At 56.1% G+C, this 17,019-nt stretch carries 18 protein-coding genes; 12 read left to right on the top strand and 6 right to left on the bottom strand.

Annotation, left to right across the window (positions count from 1 at the left end; genetic code table 11):
* Position 1: 1 nt before the first annotated feature.
* Positions 2-1,456, bottom strand: coding sequence for a cardiolipin synthase (gene cls / locus HGBM_RS23090; protein ID WP_019123458.1), 1,455 nt, complete (start codon positions 1,454-1,456; stop codon positions 2-4).
* Between the two features lie 186 nt (positions 1,457-1,642).
* On the opposite strand from cls, the gene HGBM_RS23085 reads away from it, so the two are divergent.
* The 5 genes from HGBM_RS23085 to HGBM_RS23065 all read left to right on the top strand — a co-directional run bounded on the left by HGBM_RS23085 (position 1,643) and on the right by HGBM_RS23065 (position 5,353).
* Entirely contained in the window at positions 1,643-2,485 is an 843-nt protein-coding gene (locus tag HGBM_RS23085; protein WP_019123457.1) for an SPFH domain-containing protein, read from the top strand.
* A gap of 14 nt (positions 2,486-2,499) precedes the next feature.
* Complete coding sequence (locus HGBM_RS23080; RefSeq protein WP_019123456.1) at positions 2,500-2,694, top strand: type II toxin-antitoxin system antitoxin; 195 nt, start codon at positions 2,500-2,502, stop codon at positions 2,692-2,694.
* A gap of 91 nt (positions 2,695-2,785) precedes the next feature.
* Positions 2,786-3,118, top strand: coding sequence for a hypothetical protein (locus HGBM_RS23075; protein ID WP_245553059.1), 333 nt, complete (start codon positions 2,786-2,788; stop codon positions 3,116-3,118).
* 60 nt (positions 3,119-3,178) lie between these two features.
* Complete coding sequence (locus HGBM_RS23070) at positions 3,179-4,018, top strand: YtnP family quorum-quenching lactonase (protein WP_026074619.1); 840 nt, start codon at positions 3,179-3,181, stop codon at positions 4,016-4,018.
* A gap of 117 nt (positions 4,019-4,135) precedes the next feature.
* Positions 4,136-5,353, top strand: a complete 1,218-nt coding sequence (locus tag HGBM_RS23065) for an MDR family MFS transporter (RefSeq protein ID WP_019123453.1) — start codon at positions 4,136-4,138, stop codon at positions 5,351-5,353.
* A gap of 21 nt (positions 5,354-5,374) precedes the next feature.
* Here the strand turns inward: HGBM_RS23065 and HGBM_RS23060 are convergent, their stop codons facing one another.
* On the bottom strand, positions 5,375-6,175 hold the full coding sequence (locus HGBM_RS23060; RefSeq protein WP_019123452.1) for a GDSL-type esterase/lipase family protein: 801 nt from the start codon (positions 6,173-6,175) through the stop codon (positions 5,375-5,377).
* Positions 6,176-6,318: 143 nt separating this feature from the next.
* Here HGBM_RS23060 and HGBM_RS23055 point away from each other — a divergent pair, with 143 nt between their 5' ends.
* Both HGBM_RS23055 and HGBM_RS23050 read left to right on the top strand, forming a co-directional pair.
* Positions 6,319-7,239, top strand: a complete 921-nt coding sequence (locus HGBM_RS23055; RefSeq protein ID WP_019123451.1) for an ABC transporter ATP-binding protein — start codon at positions 6,319-6,321, stop codon at positions 7,237-7,239.
* Positions 7,240-7,255: 16 nt separating this feature from the next.
* Complete coding sequence (locus HGBM_RS23050) at positions 7,256-8,239, top strand: ABC transporter permease (RefSeq protein WP_026074617.1); 984 nt, start codon at positions 7,256-7,258, stop codon at positions 8,237-8,239.
* 55 nt (positions 8,240-8,294) lie between these two features.
* On the opposite strand, the gene HGBM_RS29125 is transcribed toward HGBM_RS23050, so the two are convergent.
* From HGBM_RS29125 to HGBM_RS28355, 4 genes are read right to left on the bottom strand one after another with little or no spacing between them, the layout of a single operon-like run.
* On the bottom strand, positions 8,295-9,068 hold the full coding sequence (locus HGBM_RS29125) for a hypothetical protein (protein WP_026074616.1): 774 nt from the start codon (positions 9,066-9,068) through the stop codon (positions 8,295-8,297).
* Positions 9,069-9,091: 23 nt separating this feature from the next.
* A complete protein-coding gene (locus tag HGBM_RS23040; RefSeq protein ID WP_147512971.1) occupies positions 9,092-9,673 on the bottom strand; it encodes a hypothetical protein in 582 nt (193 codons plus the stop codon).
* Positions 9,654-10,223 (bottom strand): RNA polymerase sigma factor, encoded by a 570-nt coding sequence (locus HGBM_RS23035; RefSeq protein WP_026074614.1) that lies wholly within the window; start codon positions 10,221-10,223, stop codon positions 9,654-9,656. Before HGBM_RS23035 ends, HGBM_RS23040 begins: the two co-directional genes overlap by 20 nt.
* A 40-nt stretch (positions 10,224-10,263) precedes the next feature.
* Positions 10,264-11,970, bottom strand: a complete 1,707-nt coding sequence (locus HGBM_RS28355) for a DNA repair helicase XPB (RefSeq protein WP_035287801.1) — start codon at positions 11,968-11,970, stop codon at positions 10,264-10,266.
* Positions 11,971-12,142: 172 nt separating this feature from the next.
* Here HGBM_RS28355 and HGBM_RS23025 point away from each other — a divergent pair, with 172 nt between their 5' ends.
* From HGBM_RS23025 to HGBM_RS23005, 5 genes are all read left to right on the top strand, one after another.
* Entirely contained in the window at positions 12,143-13,477 is a 1,335-nt protein-coding gene (locus HGBM_RS23025) for a hemolysin family protein (RefSeq protein WP_019123447.1), read from the top strand.
* A gap of 152 nt (positions 13,478-13,629) precedes the next feature.
* Positions 13,630-14,055, top strand: a complete 426-nt coding sequence (locus tag HGBM_RS23020) for a tellurite resistance TerB family protein (protein WP_019123446.1) — start codon at positions 13,630-13,632, stop codon at positions 14,053-14,055.
* 73 nt (positions 14,056-14,128) lie between these two features.
* Positions 14,129-15,079: a S8 family peptidase gene (locus tag HGBM_RS28350; RefSeq protein WP_019123445.1), complete on the top strand. Its 951-nt coding sequence runs from the start codon at positions 14,129-14,131 to the stop codon at positions 15,077-15,079.
* A gap of 117 nt (positions 15,080-15,196) precedes the next feature.
* Positions 15,197-15,973, top strand: a complete 777-nt coding sequence (gene surE, locus HGBM_RS23010) for a 5'/3'-nucleotidase SurE (protein WP_019123444.1) — start codon at positions 15,197-15,199, stop codon at positions 15,971-15,973.
* The gene (locus HGBM_RS23005; protein WP_019123443.1) at positions 15,955-17,013 is read left to right on the top strand and encodes a hypothetical protein; all 1,059 of its coding nucleotides are present in this window, start codon (positions 15,955-15,957) and stop codon (positions 17,011-17,013) included. Before surE ends, HGBM_RS23005 begins: the two co-directional genes overlap by 19 nt.
* Positions 17,014-17,019 lie beyond the last annotated feature (6 nt).

The following is a 17,019-nucleotide window of genomic DNA, read 5'->3' as shown; positions in this document are numbered from 1 at the left end:
CTTACATAATCGGCGATAAAAGACGGGAAACAGACTCCTTCAATCTGAGGGAGGCAGAGCGATTCGCGTAGCTCAGCTTGGTAATTTCCTCGCAGTCCTCGAGATCCTGCAGGAAAATCTGCTGCAGTCCTCCCGCGGTACGGGTATCGTACAGAAACGCGTTTATTTCAAAATTCAGTTTCATGCTCCGGTTGTCGATATTGGCGGTGCCGACGGAGGCGATTTTTCCGTCAACCACTATGGTCTTTGCGTGAAGAAAGCCGTTCACGTAGTAATAGCACTTCACCCCTGACTCCAGCAGCCCGCCCAGGTAGGAAGAGGAGGCCCACTGCGCCAAGGCGTTGTCTGATTTGAAGGGCAGCATGATCTTGACGTCTACACCGGACAGGGCGGCAATCTTCAAGGCGCTCAGCAGGCTTTCATCAGGGATGAAGTACGGGGTTTGCAGATAAATGCTCTCTTTGGCTGCATAGATCATCTGCAAATACCCGTTCAAAATGTGCGGCCATCTGGAATTGGGGCCGCTGGCGACGATCTGCAGCGCGACATTGCCCTTGCTCTCGATGGCCGGAAAGTACCGGGCGACATTTGCTTCGAACGGAACCGGCCGGGAAGAGGCCAGATTCCAGTCGAGAATAAACTGGGACTGCAAGCTGTGAACCGCGCCGCCCCGCAGCTTTAAGTGGGTGTCCCGCCAATGGCCCAGATAGCGGTTCAGTCCAAGGTACTCGTCGCCGATGTTAAAGCCGCCAATGAAGCCGATTTTTCCGTCGATAATCGCTAATTTGCGATGGTTCCGGTAGTTAAGCCTGACATTGAGGTAGGGGATTTTAGACGGGAAAAAAGCGGCGACATCTCCGCCTGCTTTCTTTAAATCGGCAAAAAATCTTCTCGTCAGCGGCAGCGAGCCGATGTCGTCGTAGAGAACTCTGACTTCCACCCCTTCTTTCGCCTTTCTGACCAGGGCCTGCAGGATCTCCTTGCCCAGGTTGTCGTTGCGAAAGATGTAGTACAGCAAATGGATGTGATCTTTCGCTTCGCCGATGCACTTGATCAGGGAGTCGAATTTTTCCCGCCCGCTGGTAAAAACCTCTACCTCGTTGTCCTGCGTAATCACTGAGTACGTACTGTTCGCATACATTTCCATGATGTCCTGGTACTGCTGGACGGCAGGGTCGTGAAACGCAAAGGTCCGCTGTTGGAGCTGCCGCTTTTGGTCCGCAATCAGCCCCTGGACAAATTGAAAGACTTCCTGATTCAGTTTGTACAGCTTGCGTCTGCGCAGATTTTGCCCCAAAAGGATGTACAGGATAAAGCCCAAAAACGGCAGGAACAAGAGGACCATCAGCCAGGACCAGGTGGCGGAGACGTTTTTCCGCTCGAGAAAAATAATCGCCAATGCGAGTAGAATATTGATTCCGTAAAATACGGTGTACAGTTTCGAGAAGACCTCCATCGGCTTTGCACCTCAAGCAGCGTATTCAATATGGATGTATCTACAGTATAAGACAAAAAGCGCGGGAAAGCGATTCGGAGAAGCGCCTTGATGCGGATGCATTTCACAAAACTGGTTTACAGTTTTATGCAAAAGTGATATCATAGTGATATCAAAGAGATATCATTCAACGAAAGGGTGACCGGGATGAAGGAGAAAAAGGTGGTTGCAGTTAACGGCTTTGTCGCGATAGGGGTTGCAGTGATTTTGCTTTACCTCGGCCTGTACGCTTTTGGCCACGATCATCCGCTGCTTGGCATCCTCGCCATCGTGCTGGTCGGGGTGATCGCCAGCGGGATCGTCGTGGTGCAGCCGAATAAAGCGATCCTGTTGATCTTCCTGGGGAGGTACCTGGGGACGATTCGCGAGAGCGGATTCTGGTGGAGCATTCCGTTTACACTGCGGCGCAGCGTATCGCTTCGGGTCCGCAACTTCACCAGCGCGAAGCTGAAAGTAAACGACATCGAGGGGAACCCGATCGAGATTGCCGCGGTTGTCGTATTCCGCGTGACTGATTCGGCCAAGGCGACGTTTGACGTAGACAATTACGAGAACTTTGTCGAGATTCAAAGCGAAGCGGCGATCCGCCACGTAGCCAGCCGCTACCCTTACGACAACTTTGATCAGCCCGGCTACTCCCTGCGGGGCAATACCGAAGAGATCGCCGCCGAATTGGCCCGGGAGCTTCAGGAACGACTGGCCGTCGCCGGTGTAGAAGTGATCGAAGCACGGCTGACCCACCTCGCCTATTCGACCGAGATAGCCAGCGCCATGCTGCAGCGCCAGCAAGCCAGAGCGATCATTTCCGCGCGAAAGCTGATCGTCGAGGGCGCGGTTGGGATGGTCCAGCTCGCCATCGAGCAGCTGCAGCGGGAACAGGTGATCGAGCTGGATGAAGAACGGAAGGCGGCGATGATCAACAATCTGATGGTGGCGATCGTCTCTGACCGTGCCGCTCAGCCGATCGTGAATACCGGGTCGCTCTACTAGCCGGTCGACTGCCTATGTCTGTCAAGAAAAAGTTTCTTCTCAGGATCGATCCCAAGCTGTACGACTTGCTGGAGAGTTGGGCAGCAGACGAATTTCGCAGCGTGAATACGCATATCGAATTTTTGCTGCGTGACGCTGCCAGACGTGCCGGTCGAATCAAGCATCCGCCGAACACGGACAAAAGCGGAACAACCGAAGACGAAGAGTAAACCGGGGCCGGTCTCCCAAAAGGAAAGGAGATCGGCTTGACATATTTTGTCGAACCCCTTCCCTTTCTCCCTCATTCATAGGAAAATGAGTTTGGAGAATCATCAAGCGATGGGAGTGGGGGGCACCGTGAGCGACAATGGAATTTTGCTTGGCAAGCGGCATTTTCTTTTTTGCCGGGAGCAGACCTTGTACGTTGAGGGCTGGACTTTTCAGGCGGCTCCGGGATTTAAGATCATTGCCGGGGGCAGCGCCAACCCGTTTAAAACACTGATCAGTTTGTATCGCGATACGGATAAGGTGGCGCAGCTCTGTCTGACCCACAGACGCGCGGAATCGCAGTTGTCCATTGAGGCGGTCGCAAGCGACGTCTCGCTGGAAGTCTCAGCGGCCAATCGGGCAGTATCCGTAGCGGATAAAGGCTGAAGCGAGGGCACTTGGACACAGGTGCCCTTTTGATGCCGGCAACATATGGAGGGAAGAATCGTGAACCAACTAGTTTTAGGAGATTTCACTTTGACCTGGCTGCGCGGCGGCATGACCCAGTTGGACGGCGGCGCCATGTTTGGCGTGGTGCCAAAACCGCTGTGGAGCAAGCGCTATCCCCATAACGAGTTGAACCAGATTCCGCTGCGAACCGACCCGATCCTGGTCCAGGCGCACGGGAAAAATCTGCTGATCGAATCCGGACTGGGCAATGACCGCTTGACGGACAAGCAGAAGCGCAACTACGGCGTGACGGAAGAGTCGCAAATTCACCAGGATCTGGCCGCGTTGGGACTGACGACAGCGGATGTGGACATCGTCATGATGACCCACATGCACTACGATCACGCCAACGGCCTGGTCTCCCGCCGGGAGGGAGAGCTCGTCTCCACCTTTGCGAATGCGGTGATTTACGTGCAGGAGATCGAGTGGGACGAGATAAGGCACCCCAACATCCGCTCCCGCAACACGTACTGGGAGGAGAACTGGCGGCCCGTCGAAGGACAGGTGCAGCCTTACAAGGAGAGGCAGGAGGTGCTGCCGGGAATCGAAATGTTCCACACGGGCGGACACAGCAACGGTCATGCCGTCATTCGCATGGAGAGCGGAGGAGAAGTGCTGCTTCACCTCGCCGACCTGCTCGCGACTCATGCCCATAAAAACCCCCTGTGGGTCATGGCTTATGACGACTACCCGATGACTTCCATCTTCGCCAAGGAAAAGTGGATTCCGGAAGGCGTCAAGGCGAACGCGTGGTTTACGTTTTATCATGACGCGATCTACCGTGCGATCAAGTGGAATGAGCAGGGTGAAATCATTGACAAAATTGAAATTAAATAATTTTTCTCGATAAAAAATATTTGTGAAAAAGCATTGACTTATCGCTCCCCAGTTTCTAAAATGAAGCACATTACCTGTCAGTCGGCAAGTGACGAGGAGAAACCGGGGAGAAAAGATATGAATAGTCTGTACAAGCTGCGCAGTTTCCTGGCTGATTTTCATCCGATCGTGCATTCCCTGATCGTCGGAACCGTCTTTGCCCGTGCGGCCAGCTCGATGAGCATGCCGTTTTTGGCCATTTACCTGGGCAAACATACGGACATGTCGCCGGTCTTGATCGGCCTGACGATCGGCGCCGGATCGCTCGCCGGGTCCGTAGGCGGATTTGTCGGCGGTACGCTGTCCGACCTGTTTGGTCGCAAGCGGGTCATGCTGCTCGCCCTCTACGTCTGGGCGTTCGTGTTTTTGGGCTTCGCATTGGGAAAAAGCACGCTGCTGTTCCTGCTGCTCAACATTTTAAGCGGGCTTTGCCGCTCGATCTACGAACCGGTGTCACAGGCGCTGATGGCTGACGTGACGGAACCGGAGAAACGATTCCGCGTCTTTTCGCTGCGCTATACGGCGATTAACCTCGGAGTTGCGGTCGGCCCCCTGCTCGGCGCGGCATTGGCGCTGCATGCGGGTGCTCTGCCGTTCCTGATGACGGCAATCGTCTACTTCATCTACGCCGTCTTGCTGCAGTATCTGCTTCACTACTTTGGCATCAAGCAGATCGAAGGCCAGAAAAAAGAGCGGATCACCTTTCGCAGCGCCTGGCAGGTGATTGCCCGCGACGCGGCCTTTCGCTATTTTATCGCCGGCGGGATTCTCGCCCAGATCAGCTACTCGCAGATGAGCGTTACGCTTTCCCAGTTCGTCACGGGAAAATTTGCCGACGGGATCAAGCTGTTCGCCGTACTGATGACGGTCAATGCGGTCACGGTCATTCTGCTGCAGCTTCCGGTGGCGAGGTGGTCGGAGAAGCGTTCGCCGCTGCGCAGCATTGCCATCGGCAGCGTATTTTTTGCTCTGGGCAATATCGGGTACGCCTATTCGCTTGCCTGGTGGATGTTTATCGGCTCGATGGTGCTCTTCTCGATTGGGGAAATTCTCTGTTTTCCCGCCTCCAGCGTCTTTGTCGACCGGTTGGCGCCGGAGGGAATGCGCGGAACCTACTTCGGGGCGCAAAGCTTTATCAACGTCGGCAGCTTTATCGGGCCGGCGCTGGGCGGCTTCTTATTGGAAGCGTACGGCGGAAGCACGCTGTTTGTGGTCGTCGCCTTGATTTCACTGGCCAGCATCGGTTTATACACAAGCGGACAGCGGCGTTTTGAAGCGAGACAAATCCCGTCTTGAGGAAGCGAGACGGGAGTTTTCTCATTTGATCGCCTGCAGGATCCGTTCAGCCATCCGCTGGTAGCCGTCTGCATTTGGATGGAAGTGATCGGAGTACAAATACGTTTTTTCTTTATGGGCAAACAGGTCGTAGGTGGGCACGGCGAGCACACCTGAAAATTGCGCGGCGATCTTGCCGGCTTGATAGTCCCAGTCGAGCACCGCTGAGGCACTTTCGGCGGCTGCGCCGGTATCGCCAAACGGGTTGTACAGCGAGGCATAGATGATCGGAGCGCTGGCGTTCAATCCGCGCATTTCCTGAAGGATCCGAGTGAAATGGGAGGCCAATTCCTTCAAGGCCCGGTCAAGCTTCTCCGGGTTCACTTCATAGATGCCCCCGCTTTGGCTGAACAGGTCGTTGCCGCCGATCGTGAACAGGATCAGATCGGCATCGGAAAGCACCCGGCGAACGTGGGGCTGTTGGAGCTGATCCAGCAGTTCGGCTGATTGCAGTCCGTTGATCGCCAGGTTGGTCAGCGTGATCTTTCCCTGGTGCTGCTCTTCCAGCGCTCTGCGGACGATCCCGACGTAGCCTTGGCCATTGGCGTCGCCTGTGCCGCGCGTAAGCGAATCGCCAAGCGTGACCAGTTGAAAGCGCTGGTCTGTCCCGGGGGCGCCTGCCGGTGCAGATGGTTGAGTCTCTGAGGGTACAGGTGTTCCGGCCGCGGGAGCCAGCCACTGCGGGTGCAGGGCAAAGGCAAAACCGGCCATGAGCGCGAGCAGGGAGAGAAAAGCGGCAGACGCTGTCACGCGCCAGAGCAGCTGTCCGGTTCGGGGACGCATGGTTCTGTTCTCCTCCTCTTTTCCGTAATGTCCCGAAAGCGTGGTATACTAAAATCTAATCATCGGTAGTGTACCACAATCAGTCTGTTTTCGACAGTTGACGCCGAAACGCCAAGGCAGAGGGGAAGGTGCCAAAACAGCAAATGGCAGAGGTTGTCTTGTCCGTCTCTCATCTAAAAAAATCATTTGGAAAACGGCAGATCATCAAAGACATCACTTTTGACGTGATGGCGGGAGAAGTGTTCGGCTTCCTCGGGCCGAATGGAGCGGGGAAGACCACGACGATACGCATGCTGGTCGGGCTGGCTGCCGCTGACAGCGGCGAGATTTGCATCGGGGGACATTCGCTGAAGCGGGAATTTGGGCCGGCGATCCGACAAGTCGGCTGTATTGTGGAAAATCCGGAGCTGTACAAGTTTTTGACCGGAAGAGAAAACCTGGAACAGTTCGCCCGCATGAGCGGGCAGATCCCGGCCCGGCGGATTGACGAAGTGGCGGAGTTCGTAGAGCTGACTCATGCGATCGACGACAAGGTCAAGACGTATTCGCTTGGCATGCGCCAGCGGCTGGGGATTGCCCAAGCCCTGCTGCATCGGCCCAAGCTGTTGATTCTCGACGAACCGACGAATGGCCTGGACCCTGCGGGAATCCGGGAAATGCGCCGGTTTATCCGCCGCCTGGCCGAACAGGAGGGCCTCGCGGTGTTCATCTCCAGCCACCTGTTGAATGAAATCGAGATGATGTGCGACCGGGTGGCGATCATTCAGAGTGGCCGGGTCATTTCCGTCGGCGAGGTAAAGGAACTGATGGCTCAATTTGCCGACCAGGTGGAGTGGGAATTTGCCGAAGCGGACCTGAAAAGAGGGCTCGCCTGCCTGGCCCGGCTTCCCTTTGTGACAGAGGTGTGGCAGACGGCCGAGGGAAAGGGAAAATGCAGGATGGACGTGGAGCAAATCAGCACGGCCAATGCCGCGCTGGTGGAGGCCGGAATCCAGGTGCGGGGGATTGCTTCGAAGACCGTTACCCTGGAGGATCTGTTCCTCAGCCTGACAGGGGAGGTGTAGCGCTTTGGGAGGCAGCATGCTGCAGCTGGTCCAGAATGAAACGATGAAAATCTTGCGCCGCCGCCGTTTTCTCGTCGTCGCCTTGATCTTGCTGATCTTGATACCCATCTTTACATATGCGCAGTACAAGGCGGTGCTGACGGCCCAGGAGCGGCTCGGCACCACGGATTGGCGGACGCTGTTGCAGCAGCGGATCGTCGATAACCAGAACCGGCTCAGTTCCAGCCGGATGCCTGAGGAGTGGCGGCAGTGGCTGAGCGTTCAGATCAAACAGCAGCAGTATTACCTTGACCACGACATCAATCCCGACGCCCCCGGCGGCCCGGCGTTTGCCCGCTCGTTCATGGATCAGGCGGTCGCTCTGTTCCTGCCGATGACGACCGTCGTCCTGGCAGTAGACCTGGTGTCGGCTGAGCACAGCGAGGGGACCATCAAGCTGCTGTTGACGCGTCCCGTTCGCCGCTGGAAGGTGCTGACCAGCAAATACATTGCCCTGCTTTTGTTCGCGTCGCTTTCGGTCGTGCTCAGTCTGGTGCTGGCGTATCTCATATCCGGAGTCGTGTTTGGTTATGCCGGCTGGAACATGCCGGTGTTGACCGGGTTTCGCGCTGCAGGCGAAAATCTGGACACATCCGGAGTCTTTATGCTGCCGCTGTGGAAGTATATGTTTATGCAGTACGGCTTGGGGTGGTATGTCTGCGTAGTGGTCGGCACGATTACGCTGATGGTCTCCGTGCTGGTGCGCAGTGCGGCGGCCGGCATGGGGATCATGATGGCGGCGCTGATCAGCGGCAGCATCCTCACCCAGATGGCGTCGACGTGGGAGTCGGCGAAGTACCTGTTTGTGGTCAATTTGGGCTTGACCGATTACCTGTCCGGCAGTCTTCCGCCGATAAAAGGGATGACGCTGCCTTTTTCGCTTGCCGTGCTGGGGGTTTGGGGATTGGCCGCGCTGATCGTCGCCTACGCAGTATTTACCAAGCGAGACGTGGTCTCCTGACACAGCAAAAAAAGTCTGTTCCCCGATCTTGAGGGAACAGACTTTTTTGGTTTGCTCAATCGTGCCAGGTCAGATTTTCTGCCTGCTCGATCAACTGGGTGAGCGTAATGCCCTTTCCAGTCATGATCACGTAGAACGACAGTTTGCCGTGTGTCGTGATGAAGTGCACAGCATGCGGCGCGGCGGCTTCGTGTACCTTCTGGTCGTACGTGACGCCGATCGCCTGTTTGCCGTCGATGACGAACAGCCGGCGGTCAACGAGCGTTCCGGGGATCGACAGGGAGCGCTTATGGACGTCGTTTGGCAGCACCTGTATCGTAACCCTGTCGTTGCCGCGCTTGTAAGTGGTCATCACTTCCGTCACGTTGTTGCTGGTTTCCGATTCGTACTGCAGCGTCAAGCCTTCCAGAGTGAAGCCCTCCGGCGCCTTGGACAGGGTCGGCACGGGGATGTCGGAAGCGCGTGCAGCGGTCTTGGCATCGGTGAAGGATGAAATCGTAATCGATTTATTCGCTGCAGAAGGCTGGAATGTTTGAACTCCGGAGCCCTCGGCAGCAGCTTCGGCTCCAAAACCGCCTGCCGCTGCTTCGTCGGCTGCCGCCAAGCCCGCTATTGCTTGCTGCCCACTGTCTGTGGTCTGCCCTTCCGGCGCGGCCGCCACGGCTTCCGTTCCCTTTGCCTTGCCGTTCTTTAGTTCTTTTTCATCCTCTCTGGCAATTGCGTCCGCCGTCCGATTCGAGACATCCGGATTGGAACGGGACGGGAGTGCCTTATGAGCGGTCCCGGCCGGCGCTTCCGTTTTCTGCTGGGCCGGGATTTCGGCTGCCATTGCCAGTTGATGATCTGCTGCCGCTACAGACTTCCCGGCTCGCTCACTTGCTTGATCAGCCGCAGGCTGCTGCGGCGTTTTCCTGTCATTGGTCTCCTTGGCGCAGCTTCCGGTGCAGAGAACAAGGATGGGGCGTTTTCCGGCGCTTGGGAGCGCTGATCCATGGAACTCCTTGGCGCGGCGCCGCTTGACTCGGACTGAAAAGCGAAATTTTCTCCTTGGCCGGCGGCGAGCTGCTCTCCGGCATTCTGCTTGAGCGTCTGGGCGCCGACGAGTCCGACAATCACCAATGCCGCGGCTGCACTGATCCAGGCGGCTGGCCGGAAGCGCTTTTTGCCGCGTTTTTCCGGCAATGGATCGAGATATTGGCTTGCCGCTGTGAGCGGCGGAATCGAAACATTTTTCGTAGAGGCATAGATTGCTTGCATAATTCGATCTTCCAACTGATCGGGCGGCTGGGGATATTCTTTCATAAACAATACCTCCTCGGGAGCGGCGAAGGTAGTATCTATCCATTCCAGGCAGCTGTCGCAAGCTTCTACGTGTGAAAGGGCGGCTTCGTCGGCGTCATTAGGCCATTTTGCTCTAAACTCCTGGCAGTTCATGAACGAGCCCTCCTTCCGAACGAGTCAAAATTTTGGCAAGCTCCTGACGTGCGCGCAAATAGCGAACGCGCGCAGTCGACTCTGCTATGCCGAGCAGTGAAGCTATCCTTTCAAACGGGTATTCATGGGTGCAGCGCAGGATGATGACTTCCCGATACGTATCGGATAACTGCTCAAAAGCGCGCGCAATTTCCTGCCGGCGCTCTTTGCCCAGTAAGCTCTCCTGGGGTGAACCATCTCTTGCTTGTGAAGGTATATAGGCCAGTTGCTCGTCCGATTCATGGATCTTACGCCTGCGGAGGAAGTCGATGGTGCGGTTGCGGGCCAGCGTATGCAGCCATGTAGAAAACTGACTGTCTCCACGATAGGAGGAGAGTTTTTCGTAAGCTTTGACAAATACTTCTTGGGTTAAATCTTCCGCATCGGCCGCGTTATTCACCATCTTGTAAATAAACACGAAGATCATTCGTTGATAGCGTTGAATGATTTCACGGTATGCCTCCACGTCTCCCTGCGAAATCCGCTGAATGATTTCGGTATCGGTTTGCATACTTTCCTCCGGCCCCCCTTCGTTTGTTTTGACGCATGTTCTATTCATACGTTTCATGCTCCTGAGTAAAACGTGCAGGATCCATATCGACCACCTCATAGCGGTACCCCTGTTCAATCAAAAACAGCTGGCGGTGCGCGGCGAATTCCTGCTCGCGCGTGTCGCGGGTGACCAAGGTGTAGAAATGGGCCTGATTGTCTCCTTCCTTCGGCCGGAGAATGCGCCCCAGCCGCTGTGCCTCTTCCTGTCTGGAACCAAACGTGCCGGAGACTTGAATGGCTACGTTGGCATCGGGCAAGTCGACCGCGAAGTTGGCCACTTTGGATACGATCAAATGGTTTATTTTACCAGATTTAAATTGTTGGTACAAAAGCTTCCGTTCCCTCTCCGGCACTTTTCCGGTAATGAGCGGCGCGCCCAGCTGTTCGGCGATGCTCTCCAACTGCTTGATGTACTGGCCGATAATCAGGACGCGATCGCTCTGGTGGCGAGCCAGCAGCGACTTCAGCACCTGCACCTTCTGCGGGTTTTCCGCGGCAATCCGGTGTTTTTGCTGCGGCGTGGCAACAGCGTATGCCTCCCGCAGCTTGGGTGATATGGACAGGCGAATTTCCTGACAGTTCGCTTGGGCGATCCAGCCCGCGTCTTCCAGATCCCTCCACGGCAGCTCGAACTTTTTGGGCCCGATCAGGGAAAACACGTCTTCTTCCCTCCCGTCTTCGCGGATCAAAGTGGCGGTAAGGCCGAGCCGGCGCCTCGCCTGCAGGCTGGCGGTCATACGGAAAATCGGCGCAGGCAGCAGGTGAACCTCGTCGTAGATGATCAGCCCCCAGTCCCGCTCGCTGAACAGGCGCAGATGGGGGTATTCGTCCGTTTCTTTATGATGATGTGTCAAAATTTGGTAGGTCGCAACAGTTATAGGTTTTACCTGCTTCAATTGCCCAGTATACTCGCCGACCATCTCCGATTCAACAGTCGTTTTGTCGAGAATTTCGCTGATCCATTGGCGGACAGAGGTAGTGTTGGTCGTAAGGATCAGTGTCGCCCGCTTGATCTGGTTGATCGCGCCAAGGCCGATGATCGTCTTCCCGGCGCCGCAGGGCAGGACCAGGACGCCGCTTCCGCCGTAGACCGAGCCGCTTTGGTAAAACGCATCGACGGCTGACTGCTGATACGGCCGCAGCCCGAAAGGCCGGCCGGCCAGGGTCGTTTGCCGGAGCTCGACAGGGCAGCCCTCTCCCTCTGCGTAGCCGGCCAGGTCTTGAACCGGATACCCCAATTTCACCAGTTCCTGTTTCATCGGTCCGCGGGCAAAATCGCGCAATCTGTATTCGGTCGGTGACAGCACCGTGTCTATATACGCTTGAAATGACCGGTAACCCATGATGTCGGTCATGAGCAGCGGATCGTCCCCGACCAGGACGAGATCGTCTCCGCGCCGCTCCATCCGGAGTAATCCGCAGCGGGCAAAAGTCTCTCGGACCTGCGCCGCAATGGTCGGCGGGATGCCGAATTTGCTGTAAGCCTCGAGCGATGCCAGCACGTCTTCCGCGGTAATGCCGCTGCTGGCCGCATTCCATAAAGAGAGCGGCGTAATCCGGTAGGTGTGGATGTACTCCGGACTTTTGACGAGCTCGGCAAATCCGGCGAGTGCGTGCCTGGCTTCGTCGAACAAGGGGTTGTGGACCTCCAGCAAAATGGTTCGGTCACTTTGAACGATCAGCGGCAAATGCGGCTTCACAGACACTAGTGTCACCTCTGTGTTGTAGTGGATTGACTATCCATAATCCTACCATAATTGAAGCGAGAAAGGAAAACGGTTGATACAGGGAAGCCATTGGCTGTTAGAGCTTTGATCAGCGTGAAACAATATTTCAAGAGGAGGCGGGTACAATAAGGAAAAAGGAGGAGACGACAGCTTGGAAACAGGTACTCTCGCAGCCCAATTGTTTAACGTAGCCCTGATCTTTCTGCTCGTTTTCCTGAACGGCTTTTTTGTCGCGACCGAATTCGCTGTCGTCAAAGTGCGCGAGTCCCGCATTGCCCAGCTGGTGGCCGAGGGGAACCGGCAGGCCGAAGCCGTGGACAGGCTGATCAGCAATCTGGACAGCTACCTGTCTGCAACGCAGCTGGGCATCACGCTGGCCTCACTGGGGCTGGGCTGGCTGGGGGAACCGACGATTTCGACGCTGCTCGACCCGCTGTTTCGCTCGCTTGCGTTGGTAGATCCGTGGCGAAAGACCATCTCCTTCCTGCTGGCCTTCTTGATCATTACCTTTTTACATATCGTGATGGGGGAGCTGGCCCCAAAATCGCTCGCCATCCAGCACGCCGAATGGGTATCGCTGAAGGTGGCAAGACCCATCCAGCTGTTCTACAAAGTGATGTATCCGTTTATCGTCCTGTTGAATTGGTCGGCCGCGAAGTTTTTAAGCTTGATGGGAGTTCCGCCAGCTTCAGAGGTGCAGGAAGCGCATACGGAGGAGGAAATCCGCATTTTGGTCAGCGAAAGCCATAAAAGCGGACTGATCGACCAGACGGAGCTGATGCTGGTTGACAATATCTTCGATTTCTCCGAAACGATGGCCCGGGAAATCATGGTCCCGCGCACGGACATGGTCGTCCTCAACCTGCGGCATCCGTACGAGGACAATCTTCAGGTGGTAAAAAACGGGAGGTTCACCCGCTATCCGGTGGTTGACGGAGACAAGGACCACGTAGTGGGCAGCTTGCATATCAAGGACTTGCTGACCAGTCTGCTGCAGGACACAGAGAACCAGCTGCAGGATATCATGCGCCCGATCCTGACGGTACCGGAAACCATCTCGATCAGCAGGCTTTTGAAGATGATGCAGAAGCAGCACAGCCAGATCGCGATTCTCATCGACGAGTACGGCGGTACAGCCGGGCTGGTGACGGTTGAGGACATCATGGAGGAGATCGTCGGCGACATCCAGGATGAATTTGACGACGAACGTCCGGAAATCGAACAGAAAGACGATATCTTCTCTTTTGACGGGCGCATGCTGCTGGAGGAGGTAAACGACTACCTTGGTCTGGAGCTGGAGGAGAGTGAAGTGGATACACTGGCTGGCTGGATTTACATGCAGATCGACCATCCTCCCAAGGTCGGCGATACTGTGGAGGCGGAAGGCTATCAATTTATCGTCGGCGAGGTAGACCACTACCGGATCACCCGCGTGTGGGTGAAAAAGCCGGCCGTCCAGGCGGACAAAGCGCTCACAACCGAATGACCGACGCCAAGGCCAGCCGATCCGGAGCGAAAGGCTGGCGGCGTTTTTTGGACGTAACTTCACAGAAAAGACATAAACTTTCTTGCAACCGCTTTCTTTTTCTGTCGTATAATGAAAGAAATATATCGCGGACCGAAAAAGGAGGAAGGACCATGATGACAGTACGAACAGAACAAGAGAAGCTGCTGTTGTTAACATCGATTCGCTTGATGATTTGTGTCGGTCACGCGGATGGTTACATGGGCGAGCAGGAGATTGCCCGTATCTACGAAATGGTAAACAGCCGGTTCACACTGAGAGAACGGCAAATCCTGATAGATGACTTTGACGAACCGAAGACGCCGGAGCAGATCCTCTCGAATATGCAAGCGATGACGAATACAGAGAAGCTGACGCTGCTCCGCCAGCTGTACCGCATCGCGCTGGCCGACAACAGGCTGTCCTCGGCCGAACAAAAGACCATTCATCGCATCGCAGCGCTGCTCGGCATTGGCAGCGACAAGCTGCAGCAGGTGGAGGACTGGATGCTGGAGGGCCTGTACTGGAAGGAACGCTGGAAACAAATTGTCGGAGAATAGGTAGCTTGACTATTTCGCTGTGCATGTCATGTTCATACGATAGGAAAGAAATCTTTCCTGGGGGGATGTGGACGTGCACAAAATCATTACATTTCCTACGCAAAAAGGGTACCGCCGCTGCCTGAACTGCCTGATGAAAGACGAATCATCCCGCGCAAGGGCGAAAATCCTGGCTGCGCTCAACACGCTGATCATTCCGACAGAACAGTACGAAAGGTTCCGAAAGCTGCTCGGGAATGAAAAGCATCACGTTTCTGACGAGGTCACCGTCCGTCTGCACGCTACTGACGAAATACCGTGGGGAGTGGAACAGATCGGGGCGCCGGAATACTGGGAGAGGACGCGGGGCGAGGGGATAAAAGTGGCTGTGATCGACACAGGCATCTCTTCGGGCCACCCCGATCTGCGGGGGCAGGTAAAGGGAAGGGTCAATATTGTCAAAACGGGCATTGCCGGCCATGGCACTCACGTAGCCGGGACGATCGCCGCCGCCGCCAACAACCGGGGGATTGTCGGCATCGCTCCAGCCGCTCATTTGTACGATGTGCATGTTTTTTCACCCGACGGGACAGCCAGGATGAGTGATATCATCCGGGGGATCAACTGGGCCGTGGAACACCGGATGAACGTGATCAACATGAGCTTTGGCGCCAGCCAGCCAAACCGGGCGCTCTACCACGCGATCAAACAGGCTTCCCAAGCCGGAATTGTCCTTGTTGCCTCAGCCGGCAACAGCGGAGGGAGACTGGAGTATCCCGCGGCCTACAAAGAAGTCATTGCGGTCGGGGCGATAGACAGGCAGAACAAGATCGCCTCTTTCAGCTCGCGGGGTCCGGGACTTGTCCTCGCCCCGGGCGTCCAGATCAAGTCTACGTGGATTAACAATTCCTACCGGGTGTTGGACGGAACCTCGATGGCGGCCGCCCATATGTCCGGATTGACCGCGCTTCGATTGGCGGCAAAAGGCAGCAGGGCTCCCCAAAGCCGTCCGAGGCGCCGGGAGAGGAAGCTCGGGTCCAAGTGAAGAGAAGCAAGTCCGCCCGGTTTGGCGGACTTTTTTCTTTTGACGGAGAATTGACACGTCGCGGCAGGCCTGATCCTTTGATACAATAGAGGGAATCGAGTAAGGAGGAAAGCTGTTATGCTGCGAATATTGATATCAAACGATGACGGCATCAACGCCATCGGCATCAAAAAGCTTGTGGAGGCGACGCTGACCCTCTCTGATGTGGAAGTATACGTTGCCGCCCCATCGGAAGAAAAGAGCGGTGTCGGCCACGGGATCACCTACCGCACGCCGCTGACATCCGCTGTCCACTCTTTCTACGGACTGCCTGTTCAAGCGTGGGAGGTGCACGGGACACCTGCTGACTGCGTCAAGGCGGCCTACTACTTGCTGCTTGAGGAAGACCGCCGCCCGGATATTGTGTTTTCCGGCATCAACGTGGGCAATAATCTGGGACGGGATGTCTATTACTCAGGCACCTGCAGCGCTGCCCGGGAAGCGGTGATACTGGGAATCCCGTCAGTTGCATTCTCATACGACAATTACTTTGCCGGCGACGACTACGGCGAGGTAGAGGAGATCGTCAAGCCGCTGCTGCGGGAATTTCAGCGCCGGGCGATCGAAAAGCTGCTGCCCCCTGAGGTGTTTTGGAACGTGAACATCCCGAACCTCCCGGCGGCCGAAGTGAAAGGTATAGCCCCGGCTCCCTTGTCGCTTTACCACTACCAGGACAAATACAAGCACGCCAGTGAAGGATACTACCTGCAGCGGGAGTATCCGGAAACCGGCGATCAGGAAAAACATGACTACGGGATGCTGCAGGCAGGTTATGTGACCGTTACGCCGATCCATATCGATTCAACCGATTACACCCTGCTGGAGTCGATGGGCGATTGGCCGATCATAAAATGAGGGAAGGCTTCGCTTCGCCGTCGGAGGAGACGCTGGGAGAGATTTTGCCCCCCGGGCCTTTTGCCGATTTGTACCGTGCGGGAATGATGGACGGGCTGCCCTGCTTTTCCCGTCTCAACGAGGCCGGGGATGTGGAATTTTATCTCGTTTTTGAGAGTATTGACGCGTTTAGCGAGCTGACTGAGGGAGCGGTTGCGGCAGATTGGAAAACCTACCAGAAACGCCTGCTGGCTGTCATCTGGACGCGAAACGATCCGGTGCAGCCGCTGGGTTTTCCCCTGTCCTTTGACATGACCGCCTGGCGGGATCGGCAGATGGTGCGCCGCTTGCTCGAGCAGCCGCGGACGCTGCTTTTTCACCTCGCCTTGCTGGATGATCAGCTGATCCACGTGTATACGGACGAGATCCGATTTTCCACAGCCCAGAGGCGCGAGGTGGAGCAGATGATCCAGCGCCTGTCCGCGCCGGAGAGGGATGATGACGAGTCCGCCCCTGCAGACAGCGAGGTGAGGGAAGCGCCGATCCAATCGATCGCCGCCGCTGCACTGCCGGACGACGTCTTGTTGGAGGCGGGGACGGCTTATACCGTCGACTTCGCGCAGCTGAAGGAGACGTACGGTGCAAAGAATGCGGAGACGCTGTTGATGTCGGCCGTTTATCAGGCGCTTTTGGTGATGCGCCGCCATGGGCGCAGCCAGGTGAGGGAGACGGCTTTTACAGTCTGGGCCGCGCAGTGTTTGCCGTACACCAGCATCGTCGTCACGCCTGATTTGTCCCCTCTGTTTGCGGACAAACCCGATGACGAGGAGACGGAAAATCCATTCATTCGCCTGCTGGTGCAGCTTCCCGGTTTTGTGGAACATCGCCGTGGTTTTCCGCTCGCCCTGGGGGCTTTTCCCATCATGCGCTATGAACGGGGAAACCTGCTTCACGTCGAGTTGGAAGAGCCGATCAGCGCGAGACTGGCAGCCTTGTTCGCCCGCCTGCATCCGGAGGCTGCCAACCCATACAGCCCGGCTGACCAAAACCGTGAAAACTAGTCATAT

The sequence above is a fragment of the Brevibacillus massiliensis genome (assembly GCF_000311785.1).
In the GTDB taxonomy this organism is placed as follows: Bacteria; Bacillota; Bacilli; order Brevibacillales; family Brevibacillaceae; genus Brevibacillus_C; species Brevibacillus_C massiliensis.
This window is presented reverse-complemented; position numbering and strand designations above follow the sequence as displayed.